Here is a 13,674-nt window from a genome sequence, read left to right as displayed (position 1 = left end):
TTAGTTCCTGCACCCGAAGAGGTTAATAGCCTGTACGGAAGCGGGTGATACTTCCGGAATATCAAAACTTAGTTTTGTAATATTTTTGAGTTTTTCGATAATTGTGTTCTTTCTTGGACCCACAAGGCTGTGTTCCAACACTTCCGCAATAGAGGAAACCGGAACAATCTGAATCTTTTCCCTGTATGCCTTTTCGACAAGAACATCTGCTTCGTTAGCTTTGGGAATAATGACTTTCTTCATACCGGCCTGGGCTGCAGCCTCGATCTTGTAGGTGACCCCGCCAACAGGCAGGACATCTCCCCTGACAGAAAGAGAACCCGTCATTGCGACAGTCTGGTCCACAGGGATCCTCTCGATTGCCGAAATAACGGCCGTAGCAATGGAAACCGATGCACTGTCTCCTTCCACACCTTCATATGTCCCGACAAACTGGATATGGATATCATGGCGGGAGATATCAGTGCCTGTCATGTTCTTGATGACTGCGGATACGTTCTGCACTGCTTCCTTTGCGATGGTCTTGAGTTTACCGGTTGCAATAATTCGCCCTTCTGCCCCGGAAAGAGCAGGGGTGACTTCGGATACGATAGGAAGCACGATTCCTGAATCTCCGCCCATAACCGCAAGCCCGTTGACTCTGCCCACAGCAGAACCATTCTTCATGAAGGACTCGTACTCCTTACGGTGTTCGAGGTAACTGTCTGCAAGCTGCTGTTCGATGGACCTTGCAATCCTCTTTGCCGCAAGCACGTGATCAGGAGTTGTGACCGGAGCCCCTTCGGAGTGGGCAATATCTCCTGCCACACGCACAAGCCCGCCAAGGTCACGGAGCTTCAGGGTAAGGTGGCCTTTCCTGCCTGCACGCCTTCTGGCTTCCCTGATTATTTCTTCTACTGCACCTTCGTCAAAGTGAGGGATATGCCCGTCCCTGACAACTTCCTGGGCAACGAAACGTACCAGTTTCTTCCTGTTCTCGGGAGTGTCTTCCATGGAATCTCGCATGTAGACTTCGTATCCGTAACCTTTTATCCTTGACCTGAGCGCAGGGTGCATTTTCTGTACTGCATCCAGGTTCCCTGCAGAGACCATAATGAAGTCACAGGGCACAGGCTCGGTCTTAACAAGAGCTCCCGAACTCCTTTCGGACTGTCCGGTAATCGCGTATTCCTTTTCCTGAAGCGCGGTCAGAAGACTCTGCTGGGACTCAAGCCTGAGAGTATTGATTTCATCAATGAAAAGCACCCCTTTGTGGGCTTTGTGGATATCTCCGGCTTCTACCCTGTCGTGTGCGGGGGTTTCAAGCCCTCCGGACTGGAAGGGGTCGTGCCTGACATCGCCAAGGAGGGCTCCTGCGTGAGCTCCGGTTGCGTCGATATAGGGTGCGTGTTCCTTGTCATAATTTGAAACCGCCATTTTCGGGATCATCATTTCCTCTTTAGGAAGGAACTGGCGGGTTAACATGAGAATCATAATGCCTGCAATGATACCCCAGAGCAACTGGCCGACGAAGTAAGAATAGATGATAATACCCACAACAAAGAGCATCATGAGCATGTTCCGGGCCTGGGCTTTCTTTCTTGCTTCCATCTTGTGAGCCATGACAATTTCTCTGCCCTTCCCGGCCGGAACCTCTCTTATCTTGGGATTGTTAAGGTCCTCCAGGTTAGGATATACCAGGATATCCTTGAGCTCTTCTTTAGGAAGAAGTTCTGCCATTGCCTTTGCAAGCAGGGACTTTCCTGTTCCTGGCGTCCCTATCATCATTATGTGCCGTCTCTGGCTTGCTGCCTTCCTTACGACTTCTACTGCATGTTCCTGTCCCAGTACCTGGTCAATAAGGAGTTTTGGGACCTCTATGTTAGAAGTGTCTTCAAAACGGAAGCCAATATCATCTTCATCTATGTCTTCACTTAACTCAGATTCGGCCACGACCTGAGTAGGCACCTGAGTAGGCACCTGAGTAGGCTCATCCTTCATCTGGTCGGCCGCAGACGTGTCTACTTTTGGAACAGCCTCCTCAACTTCATGGGCTTGCCTGTCCATATTCTTCGAAGACCCGTCTATGTTCTGATTATTATTATACTCCATGGTTAGCTCACATATTCGAACGTTATTAGATAGACGTTATCTGATCGAGATTATATACTTGACGCTTTTGAAAAAATAACGAACTTAAGGTAGAATAATGGGCAAAAACGGCTGCTACAATAACAGACTCCTAAGTTACTGTAACCCCATCCATACTTCGGTTAATTATATAAACTTGTTGTATATAAAATTAACCTACCACTATATATACAGTATATAGAAACCTTTCATTATTATACTATTTGCTGGCTGGATATTTGAGTCGAAAACTTGATCAGAAAATTAATTACTAAATTAATCCCAGGAGGATTTGAAAATATTTTTTACATACTTATGCTATATCCCCTATATATAGTTAAACATCGCCCTTACCCAGGACTTTTCATTGAAGGGCCCATCCAGTATCTGTAAAACGACATCGACAGCTATTTAAAAAACAAAGAGGACTTTTCTCTTATGTCCAGAAGCAAGGTAAAAAATCTTCTCCTTCTGAAGCAGATTCACAGTGCTGTAACCCAGATCAAGAAAGGAAAGCTGGATAAAGCCCTCGATACCCTTGATAAAGCCGAGAAATCTGCAAGACAGGCGAAATCCACAGATGCTCTCTACTATATTCTCTTTACTCGCGGAGGTATCCTCTATTCGGCAAAAGAGTATGACCAGGCCCTTGAAACCTATGAGAGGGCCCTCGAAGTAGGTTCCGACCTCCTGAAAACCGATCCGGAGAATGACGATTACCAGCATTACATGGGCACAACCCTGAGCAATACGGGAAATCTCCTTAAAAAGAAAGGAGAAATGGACAGAGCTGCCGGATCCTATTCCCGTGCCCGTGAAATCTATTCGGACCTCATCGCAAAGAACCCTGAAAACGTAGTTTTCCACTCTTATGCCGGAGAAAACCTGAATAACTACGGTGCTCTCCTCATAGAGTCCGGCTCCCAGGAAACAGCCTGTGAAATCCTTAAAGAAGCAGTTGAAAACTATGAAAAATTGTTGAAAGATAAGCCTGACAATCCCGGGTACCAGGCAGAACTCTCAGTTGCTCTCAGCCAGTTAGGAAGTTGCCTCAAACAGCAGGAGCCTGAAAAAGCTGAGATTGCAAAAAAGAACCTTGAAAGAGCCCTCAAAATGCAGGAAAATCTGCTAGCCCAGCAGCCTGAAAACGAAAAAATCAAAGAAGCCATCACCCTGACAAAAGAGAGGCTGGAAGGACTTTAATAATTCGGTTAATTCTGTAATCGGTTTTTCTCACCGGCTTCCCTTAGAGGTTTTTCTCCGAAAACAACAGCATATGAACATAGAGCAGGATCATCAGTCCGACCACAATCCCCCAGATAAACTGCAAAGTAAAATATGAGTAGACAACAATCCCGAGCACGAATAAAGTAATCAGGAAATTTGCCAGCCTGATCCTCCGCTTCACCCCAGGGTCATGCGCAGTTCCGGCTTCGTCCTCATTCAAGTTGCATTCCCTGAAGTAACGCCGCTCCTGTTGCATGAGGAAGTAAAGCCTCAGGATAAGAATATCAATAAATATGCCCCAGAAAAGCTGACCTATGTAAAGGGTGTAGAAAAAGACAGCGGTAAGGAAGATACCAACAAGTATCATATAGAGTCTTTCATATTTGCTTTTTTCAGCATATTTGCTTTTTCCAGCATATTTGCTTTTTCCAGCATATTTGCTATTTCCGGCAGCTTTGCTTCTACCCCTGTCTGCATTTTTATCCCTTTTTTGTTTCTCTGCTTCCCCGGCCATGCTGACCTCCCTACATGCCTATAACCCATTTTAATGTCGATAAGCAGCAATATTTCCAGAAAACGTGTGTTAAAGAAAGGTATAGAACTTCGGGCATCTATAATTAAGCTTTTAGTAACATATAAAGGAGTTGGAAAAAAGGGAGAAACAGCGGGAAAAAACACGAGCTATAACATAACCTATAAAACAATAAAAACCCTTTTTTTAATATGCCTGAGAAGCCAGAGAAACTGAGAGAGGAAGCAGTAAAATACTTTAATGAGACCGTGGACCTGATACAAAAAGGGAAGCCTGAAGAGTCCCTTGAATCTCTCCAGCTAGCTGAAAAAGCCGCACAGGAAGCAAAAGATGGAGCCATTCTTTTCCACACTTTAAAAGTAAGGGGTCAAATCTTGCAGTCCGTGGGCAGGCTCGAAGAAGCACTTGAAACCTATGCCTTTTCCTTAAGAACCAGCGAAAAACTCATCTCAGAAGACCCTGAAAACAAACTCTATCTCGATACCGTCCGTCTGAATCTCAACAATATCGGAAACCTTGGAAACATTTTCCAGAGAGTGGGCAACTTTACTTCGTCAAAGCAGTGCTATGAAATTGGCCTCGAAATATGCCAGAGACGGCTTGAGTCCCGGCCAGAAAACGAATTCTACCAGATGTATGCCGGAAACACCTTCAACAACCTGGGAGAACTTCTTTTCAAAATGGGGCGCGTAGAAGAAGCAAAAGAAAAATATGAAAAAGCCCTGAAAATATATGAAAAACTCATTAAAAATTGCCCTAAAGACATGGAATACCTATCAGATAAAGAAATGACTTACAATAATCTCGGAATCCTGTTTTCTGAAAAAGGTCAAAAGGAAGAAGCAAAACAGAATTTCAAAGAAGCTCTAGACATTCTGGAAGTCCTGAGCAAAAAAGACCCTAACAATAAAGATCTCAAGGAGAAAATTAACCTTAGGCGGGAAAAGCTTGAAGTGAATTAAAATTTAGTTTCTGCAACCGAATTAAGCGCCCCAAAAAAGAAACTACATTTTCAGGCCTTTTCGCTTGCCTTGTACGGGCCGCTCTCCTTCGTCGAGCGTAAAAAGCTCCGTTAAAGACAGCTAATCCCTCACACCGGCCAATAAACCACCAAACAAATTAAAAAAGTAGCAGAAAAGTTTCCATTGAAAACTCCCCTGTTCTCTTATTTACGTGAACAGATCGAAAATGCTCCCGAGCATGCTGCTGTCAGCCTGGTAGAATTCGGTGTATTTGCAGCGCTTGCAGGTGACATGGGTGAACTTTTTGTTCTGGACGTCGAGGACTTTGCTGATGAAACCGCCGGTTGTGCGGATTTCGCCGGTTTCGAAGGAGTTATTCCCGCATTTGGGGCAGACAAAATTGATATTTTTGCTCATTTTTTAACCTCACTCTGGTTTTTCAGGTAGTCTGAAGGATGGAATAGCTTTACTTTTACGCTATTTAATATTATTGCAGAAATTGGGTAAAAAACTAAAAATGAGATCATTAGAAAGAGAAATGGAAATAAATAGACATTTTCACTTTAAGGTTTGAGTAATAAGGAACAGAAAACAAATCTCATAAAAAATTCCAATCTACCAGAGACTATTTTATTTCATTACTAAAAGTAATTGTCGGACAGCCTAAAAAGGACAGAATATGCTTCGGGCCACCCACCCAGTTACTCGGAAATGATTCAAAGTGTCTTTTAACAAGGTTCCGTTGACTTAAGTGATTGAAACTTGCTATCGAACCCCTGTCCGGTTTCTGATCATTTCTCAAAGAACCACTATTTAGATATTTAAATTGAAAACAAAAAGAGGCGAGGGTTCACATCATCCCTACCTGAAGAACGGGTATTTGTGAACCTCCGCGCTCCCATTGTAATAGATAATGTAATTCGATGATCAGCGATGCAGATGGCTTTAAGCCCACGTTCCAGATATATAGTAACGCTGAGTACCACTTACAGACTGACCATATACATTAAATGTCCATACTCCGTCTGCTGGCCATGTCCCACTGCTTTTTGATATTGTGACGCCAATATCATCATCTTTTGCTCCATTATAAGTATCAGAGAAAGGTCCATGGCTTGTTCCGGATGGTGAAATAATGGTAAGTAATAGGGAATTATCGGGGTTATTCCAAGTACAGTGCACTGTCAGTGAATTAGTTGACTCGCCTATACATAGGGTTGTGGTATCTGTTTCCCCCTGGGATACATAAAAGTCACCACGACTTAAAGTCAACATAGAACCGATATCCTCGATGTAATTAAAATTAACAGGCTTAACAATGATTCTGTTCGGCGGGGCTTGTTGTTTCCTCTTTGGCTGAAACTACAGAAACAGCCATCATGCTAACAACGATGCATAATACAAACAACTTCCATATTTTCATAGTATCACCAAAAAAGTTAGAAAATTATAGTATAAATAATTAATCATGATCATCAAAATAATCTTATTATTTATTATTTGCATAAATATAAATATTAAAATTATTAGTTTTTAAAAACAGAATAGAGTTACTTTATGTGAATATATTCTATAAAATTAAGAATATTATGATGATATTTTTCCCAAACATATGGATCAGAAGAAATCATAGATTATTTATAGTAGCTATAAAAAATTTATAGGGAAATTTTTTTCAATTTTTTCCCTGGATCCACACTCATAAATTCAATTATTTTTTCACAATTGAGGGTTTACCAAAATTGATGAAAATGCTTTAAAAACAGAAAAATGAAATATAATCATTTATTTGATCAAAAGATTACATCAAATGCCTTTAAAATATCATAATTAAATGGTGTTGAATACTGAATCCATGATGATAACTTAAATAATAATAATAATAATAATAATAATAGGTATTTTTAGAAAAATCATGTTTGGTAAGATTTATTACAACAAACTGCATAAAATTATAAATATTAATTATGTATTGAAAATTTAAACTGGGGCTTTTCCTATATCACAAGATTAATAATCTCTTTAATGAAATTTATTGACATAAAATTGCATTAAATCAATTTTAACTGGATTTAAATAAACTTTTTTGTAAGATAAGTATTTTTGTCGAATATTATTGGAAATAAAGGAATTTGGTGGAAAATGGCAAAACCTCAATTACAAGAATAAAAGTCACCACTCCTTAAAGTCAAGTTTCAGAGGCGGGCTTGAAAGGTTTTATAAATTTCTTAAACAATATAATAGAAAATATTTGGAAGTATCTGCAAAAAAGGCCAATATCCTATGTTATGGAGTAAGGGAAATTAATTTTAGAATTTAAGCAATTATAAATGCAAAGGAAAACAGGGTTGTTATAATGAATAAATGTAGTAAAGAAGATTACTACTGAATAAGGGCTATGAACCCAAAACTGATAACTGCAGTTGTCCTGATAATCTCAGCTACTTTAATGGCTATAAGAACAACTCCAGAAATAAAAAATATGTTGAAATAAGAGGATGATTAGTATCTATTGGATGATTATTTGCCGTTATTAGGCCTTCAATAGACTTCATTAGCTCGTAATTCACATATTCCGATAAAAAGTTAAATTGGACGTCGGAAAGATCAAGCGAAATCTACCCTTATGGAACAAACCTCTGCAGGAAATAAATATAATAGAAAAGAAGACAAATACAGCGTTAGACACATGAAAATAAAGGCTATAATTACAATCGCCCTGATCATTTCGGCTGCTTTAATGGCTGCAAGAGTCTCGCCTGGAGTTAATATGGAGCAGTTCAGGGAAGGGAAATATATCCATATTGACAGTATGGTGATCGAATTCGATAAGACGGACGCGGATGTTCAGATAAAATACCGGCTAAGTCCCTTCGCCCAGGTCTATATGTTTATGTTCGGGAGCAAACATCTTGAGCCTAAGATAGAGGAGATCTTCTTTGATTTTGAGAACATAGAGATCCAGAGAATAGGAATAAACAGTGCTTTAATTCACGTAAAGGATATTTCCAGACAAAGAGACGAAAATTACCTCCATGACTCGAGAGAGTTAGGAATGCAGCCAGATGTACTTACACTTGTTTACCCCAACGGTAAAAGGCAAAATATTGAGCACGCTAAAAAAACTTCAGACGTTTTTTATGAGAAAACGGTAAAATATGGAACACGCTAAAGATACTCTAGTTAATAATAGCTAAAAAGTTTAATATCAAGCTTCTAACCTACTTTCCGCAGTAAAATTTCTTAATTTTATATTTTTTAATTCTTCCAATACTTTTTATAAAATATCTTCCAATTTTACCTAGATGACTCTCTCCCAGCTCTGAATTCACAACTTATCTTGGTCATTATGGTCTTATTGCTGGCGTATTTGACGAACTTAGTATTTCAGCCCTAGTTTGACAGAAGCATATATATCCTAATGAATAAATAGGTCTGTTGCTTTTGTTTTTGGCAATCAGTTTTAAATTGAGTATAATGTTTTTAAATTCCTTGCTACTTTGTATAATTCTAAAGATATGCCTTGAAGCTATGTGTTTTTGTAATCATATACTATACTAATTACTAGAATCTGTCAAATTTGGGTTTCAGATTTGATTGACACTCTCCTCCCCAAGAAAAGTGGCCATAACATTTAGCGTTCTATTTTTAACTTAATACATTTCATCGGTCTTCCATTCATTACAAACAATTAACCCAACAAGACAATTCATTTCAATTAATAATACATAAAGGATATCCAGTTGAGTTTTCAGGAACATATATTTAGCAAAAGAAACCCAATTTTCTTTGATAGCAATGGGAAGATTCATATTAAAATGTCTGAAATGCGGAAGGGAATACGGCCAGGAATACAGGCTAACCTGTGAAGACGACGACTCCCTTTTACGGGCGGAGTACTTTGAAAAAAGGCTTGAGCTCAGAGACCAGCCCGGAATAGGGAGATTTCATTCATGGCTCCCGGTTCAGGAAGAGCTTACTACCGAAGCCGGTCCCATCACGTATAAAAGCGAAGCCCTTGCGCAGGAACTCGGACTTTCGAACCTGTACATAGGGTTCAGCGGATACTGGCCTGAGAGAGGGGCTTTTATCAAAACCTGCAGCTTCAAAGAGCTCGAAGCCCACCCGACAATGCAGCTTCTCAAGGAGTCCGGGGGAAAAGCCATTGCTCTCGCCTCTGCAGGGAATACGGGGAGGGCGTTTGCATATGCTTCGACTCTTACAGGAACAGATGTTTACATAGTGGTTCCTGATTCAGGCATTCCGAAGCTCTGGCTACCTGAAGAACCGTCTGATTCCATTCACCTTATCAGTATGACTCCGGGAAATGATTATACCGATGCTATCAACCTTGCAGGAAGGCTTGCAAAACTCCCGGGCATGGTTCCGGAGGGAGGGGCCAGAAATGTTGCAAGAAGGGAAGGGATGGGCACTGTAATGCTGGACGCAGCCGTAGCCATAGGAAAGATGCCTGACCACTATTTCCAGGCTGTCGGAAGTGGCACAGGTGGAATCTCAGCCTGGGAAGCCTCGCTGCGGCTCAGGGCTGACGGGCGTTTTGGTTCAAGGCTTCCGAAGCTTCAGCTTGCCCAGAACCTTCCTTTCGTTCCCATGTACAGTGCATGGCAGGCAGGAAGAAGAGAGATCATTCCAGAAATTGATATGAAAGATGCAAAGAAACAGATAGAAGAGACTTATGCAACTGTGCTTACCAACCGGGCACCACCCTATTCCGTGACAGGCGGACTCTATGATGCACTTGTAGATACGGACGGGATAATGTATGCAGTTACTAAAGAGGAAGCTCTTGAAGCAAAAGCGCTTTTTGAATCCCTTGAAGGGATAGATATCCTGCCACCTTCCGCAGTTGCGGCTGCTTCACTGTTGAAAGCCATAAAAGCCGGAAATGTCGGAAAAGACGACATCATTCTCCTGAATATTGCAGGCGGAGGTTTCAAGCGACTGAAGGAAGACTTTAAGCTCTTCCAGGTTGAACCTGCGGTTACTGTAAGCAGTTCTGATGTTCCACTTGAAGAACTGAACATTTGAGTTCCTGTTCTGTCCACATATGAGTAATAAAAACCTGTATAAAGCTCTAACAAAAAGAGAAAACAAGCTCAAGATATATGCATTTAAGAGGCACGTGCATGGTAAACCCGGAAGAAGAAGTAATAGCAATCATGAAAAAAACAGGTATTGACCTTGCTGCAACGCTCCCCTGTGACAGGATCAAGAACCTGCTTCCCCTGGTCTCGGAAAATTTTCCTGAAATCAAATTGACAAGGGAAGAAAACGGAGTGGGAATCTGTGCAGGCATCTATCTTGCAGGCGGGAAGCCCATGATGCTTATCCAGAGCACTGGGCTTGGGAATATGATCAATGTCCTTGAGTCCCTGAACGTAACATGTAAAATCCCCCTGCCTATCCTGACAAGCTGGCGCGGAGTTTATAAAGAAGGCATAGAAGCGCAGGTCCCCATGGGAGTCCACCTGCCAGCAATCCTGGAAGGTGCAGGGCTCGCATACACAATAATTGACGAAGCTGAAAAGCTTCCTCTCCTTGAAAATGTGATCAAAGATGCCTTTGAAAATTTCAGGCCCCACATAGCTCTTGTCTCTCCTAAAGTGTGGGAAGCTTCTGACTGCTGTGCCTGGGAAGCGCAGAAGTCCCCGGAGCTGCCGAAGAAAGAAAAGGTCTGCAAATTCCGCATGACACAGAAAGTTCTTGAACCCCGGATGATCCGGAACAATGCGATCTCCGCCATGGCAGCCGAACTGGACGGAGAAATTACCGTAACAAACCTCGGAGTCCCCTGTAAGGAACTCTATGCTGCCAGAGACCGGGACCTTAACTTTTACATGTTCGGGTCTATGGGACTTGTCTCCTCCATCGGTCTCGGCCTTGCCCTGCGCACGGACCGGAAGGTTGTGGTCTTCGACGGGGACGGAAGCCTTCTCATGAACCCTAACGCCCTCCTGGAAATAGGGAAGGAAGCCCCGAAAAACCTGATCATCATAGCCCTGGACAACGGCGCCTACGGCTCTACAGGCTCTCAAGAGACCTGCGCTCTACGCTACATTGACCTGGAAATACTGGCAAACGCCTGCGGAATCCAGAACACACATAAGGTCAATACGGAAGAGGAGCTGGTAGATGTGTACAAAGATTCCCTTAATGCCAGGCAGACCTCCTTTATCCATGTGATCCTGAAGCCAGGAAACACAAACGCCCTGAACATTCCCATGAGCCCTGAAGAGGCCACAAAACGCTTCAAAGAAGCGCTGAACGCAAAAACGCTTTAAAAGAAGAATATCAAAAGAAAAGTTTTGTTGATCCTTTATTAACTGATTGATCTATTCCAGAACTCGAGAGAGAATCTTTCGTTTTTTTATCCCTGCGCCGCAGTGGGCCTGGACCAGCCGTCAGCCGGATAAAAACCGACCTAAAAACCGACAACGCAATTAAGAGGAACAATAAGCTGAAGAAATGCCCACAGGCTGAGAGAATACTTTCCTTTACCCCGAGGTTGCTTCTTAATTCACAGGTAAATACAAGCGCCTTCACCAGCTTGTCTGGCTGCCCGGCAAAAAAAGAAAGAAGCAAAAAGAAACAGGAAATTATCGGTTTCCCCGGTTACTTTATCTGTTTGTTTCCTTCTATCTGTTTCTTTCCTTCTGAGCTCATCCCAAAACCAGGTTCACTCTAAATCAATAAGAACCTCAGAGCTGTTTTTCGCGATCAAAAACTCGATTGATTACTCTAGATTCGCAATTTAGAGAAGTAGTTCTGAGTTTTGGGATCGGCTCTCTATCTATTTATTTCCTTTTATCTGTTTCTTTCCTTCTATCTGTTTGTTTACTTTTATCTGTTTGTTTTTTACAGGCGCACTCAGTCGTTTTACATTTATGGCGTTTATTTCTATTTTTAATAGCTAACTTTGATTAATTATCTTAAGTTTTATTCTCTCCAGCTTATTTTCTCCACAGGTTCTTTGAGCCTGAATTTCCCTGCAAGGACCTGTTCTTTAAGTTCCTGTGCGGCTTTTATTGCCCTGGCACGGTCCGACTGGCGCAGGGTTACTTTGATATCTCTGAGACAGCCTCCGGTTGCACATCTGACAGTGCCCATGTTTGCGCTGAAGGCTTCCCCTCTGCACCTTGAAATACAGAGCCCGCAGTTAAAGCAAAGCTCAGGATTGTGTACAGCACCATTTTCTCCTTTACTTACGGCATCCATAGGACATGCTTCAGCTACACAGCACACCTTGCAGTCAATGCATTTCTCCGGTTCATATTTTACATCCAGGTCTGTATTATTCCAGACGTCCCCGTAAGTGATCTCACATAGAGGGATCCTGCCTGCAAGGTCTACCAGCTTGAGCGGGATCTGGCTGTCGAGCTTAAGGATATTTTCCAGCATTTCCTGGGAAAGGACCGGGATAGGGACAGCCCATGTGTTGATAATCTCGGGTCCCGCTGAAGTTGCAAAGCCTCCCATGTATTCAGGGGTCATATCATGAAGGTCTGCAAAACCCGTCAGGTTGGGATTATCCGGAGCGCTGCGGGTGCCCTGACCTGTAACAAACCCTTCGGCTCCGTTGATAAGTACCCTTGTCCCGACTCCTATTGTTTCGAGTTTGGGGTCGTTTTCAATCGGGTTTAACTCGCCACAGCCGCAAAAGGTCATCTCCCTGAACTCACCTTCGAAGGGAAGGGCATGGAAAATGGTCTTAATAGCCTCTTTTCCGGGATTTACGAACGCCCGGTAATTTTTGAAGGCATGCCTGGTTGCATGAAGCCGCGCAAAAGGTATCTCGGGAAGGCTTGTTTCCACTGAAAAGCGGTCGCCTTCGCTTGTGGTTACATCAACAGTAATGCTCTTTCCTTCCACCATCTCTCTGAAAAGGTGTCCGCCTCCGTAGCGGGGATCTGATTTACTGTGAGCAGTCCCGAGTACGATAAGGTCCAGAACCCCAAGTCTTTCGTTAGGGCAGGGCCCAACGACTGCCGGCACCCCGTTCATCAGGACTTCAGACGCCTTTACAAAAGAGTCAGGTTCGGAGACTTTGAACGAGAGAACTGCATAGGTTCCGCTCATGATGCCGCGGGTTGCGGTAGTTACAACATCAATATCTTCAAGCCTTATTTCGTCTCCTGCCCTGACCCTTGAACTGATCTCTTCAGCCGTAAGGACCACAGCCTCTCCGGAATCTATTTTTGCCTGGATTTCCGGGATTGTCCTGCGTATCTCTGAGTTATCCGATGATCCTTTCATATTACCCTCAGCGGAGATATTGTATTCATTCTATTTTAGAGGCATGTTCATTATATTTTAGACGGCACGCTCATTATATATTCGGGATGAAAAGCAGGCACTCTACAATTAATAACCAGTAAACTGGACTGAGAAATAAAATTTTTTAAGGAATATACAAAATTTTTGCCTCTCTGAGAGCTGATTCGAGTAGAAAAAGCCCGAACCACCCAAAACTTATATAAATGATGATGCGTACTATGGTGTTGCACTTCGGTGCGAGAAACGGAAGCAATACACATTGTAGAGGGCTCGTGGTCTAGACGGTTATGACGTCGCCTTGACATGGCGGAGGTCCTGAGTTCGAATCTCAGCGGGCCCACTTAAAATTATTAAAATTATTAAAATTATTAAAATTATTAAAATTATTAAAATTATTAAAATTATTAAAATTATTAAAATTGATTAAAATTGATTAAAATTGATTAGAATTGATTAGAATTGATCAAAATCTTTCCTGAGATTTTTCAGGAAAGCAAGACTGAAAAAGAACTACCGTCTCTTTTAAGATTTATTCTTAAAAAGCAGATT

General features: G+C 42.2%; 9 protein-coding genes and 1 tRNA gene. 6 read left to right on the top strand and 4 right to left on the bottom strand.

All coding sequences use genetic code 11. From position 1 onward, the window contains the following. Positions 1-2,091 (bottom strand): ATP-dependent protease LonB, encoded by a 2,091-nt coding sequence (lonB, locus tag ACZ5A8_RS07180; protein ID WP_464533046.1) that lies wholly within the window; start codon positions 2,089-2,091, stop codon positions 1-3. A 456-nt stretch (positions 2,092-2,547) separates the two neighbouring features. Between lonB and ACZ5A8_RS07175 the strand changes: the two genes are divergently transcribed. Beyond that, positions 2,548-3,312, top strand: coding sequence for a tetratricopeptide repeat protein (locus ACZ5A8_RS07175; RefSeq protein ID WP_464533045.1), 765 nt, complete (start codon positions 2,548-2,550; stop codon positions 3,310-3,312). Positions 3,313-3,355: 43 nt separating this feature from the next. Here the strand turns inward: ACZ5A8_RS07175 and ACZ5A8_RS07170 are convergent, their stop codons facing one another. Beyond that, positions 3,356-3,850 (bottom strand): hypothetical protein, encoded by a 495-nt coding sequence (locus ACZ5A8_RS07170; RefSeq protein ID WP_464533043.1) that lies wholly within the window; start codon positions 3,848-3,850, stop codon positions 3,356-3,358. A gap of 209 nt (positions 3,851-4,059) precedes the next feature. On the opposite strand from ACZ5A8_RS07170, the gene ACZ5A8_RS07165 reads away from it, so the two are divergent. Next, positions 4,060-4,830: a tetratricopeptide repeat protein gene (locus ACZ5A8_RS07165; protein WP_464533042.1), complete on the top strand. Its 771-nt coding sequence runs from the start codon at positions 4,060-4,062 to the stop codon at positions 4,828-4,830. Positions 4,831-5,037: 207 nt separating this feature from the next. On the opposite strand, the gene ACZ5A8_RS07160 is transcribed toward ACZ5A8_RS07165, so the two are convergent. After that, on the bottom strand, positions 5,038-5,247 hold the full coding sequence (locus tag ACZ5A8_RS07160) for a zinc ribbon domain-containing protein (protein WP_229387132.1): 210 nt from the start codon (positions 5,245-5,247) through the stop codon (positions 5,038-5,040). Between the two features lie 2,209 nt (positions 5,248-7,456). On the opposite strand from ACZ5A8_RS07160, the gene ACZ5A8_RS07155 reads away from it, so the two are divergent. The 3 genes from ACZ5A8_RS07155 to comE all read left to right on the top strand — a co-directional run bounded on the left by ACZ5A8_RS07155 (position 7,457) and on the right by comE (position 11,132). After that, complete coding sequence (locus tag ACZ5A8_RS07155) at positions 7,457-8,002, top strand: hypothetical protein (RefSeq protein WP_464533040.1); 546 nt, start codon at positions 7,457-7,459, stop codon at positions 8,000-8,002. Positions 8,003-8,628: 626 nt separating this feature from the next. Beyond that, entirely contained in the window at positions 8,629-9,879 is a 1,251-nt protein-coding gene (locus ACZ5A8_RS07150; RefSeq protein WP_464533039.1) for a cysteate synthase, read from the top strand. Between the two features lie 98 nt (positions 9,880-9,977). Further along, positions 9,978-11,132 (top strand): sulfopyruvate decarboxylase subunit beta, encoded by a 1,155-nt coding sequence (comE, locus tag ACZ5A8_RS07145; protein WP_464533037.1) that lies wholly within the window; start codon positions 9,978-9,980, stop codon positions 11,130-11,132. 655 nt (positions 11,133-11,787) lie between these two features. Here comE and ACZ5A8_RS07140 read toward each other — a convergent pair. Beyond that, positions 11,788-13,104 carry a methanogenesis marker 16 metalloprotein gene (locus ACZ5A8_RS07140; RefSeq protein WP_464533036.1) on the bottom strand — a complete coding sequence of 439 codons (1,317 nt, stop codon included), beginning with the start codon at positions 13,102-13,104 and terminating at the stop codon, positions 11,788-11,790. 287 nt (positions 13,105-13,391) lie between these two features. Between ACZ5A8_RS07140 and ACZ5A8_RS07135 the strand changes: the two genes are divergently transcribed. Beyond that, positions 13,392-13,465 (top strand) — tRNA-Val (locus ACZ5A8_RS07135). The last annotated feature ends 209 nt before the right edge of the window (positions 13,466-13,674 follow it).

This window comes from Methanosarcina subterranea, assembly GCF_055385895.1.
The sequence above is the reverse complement of the archived record's forward strand: the minus strand, read 5'-3'. Positions and strand labels throughout refer to the sequence as shown.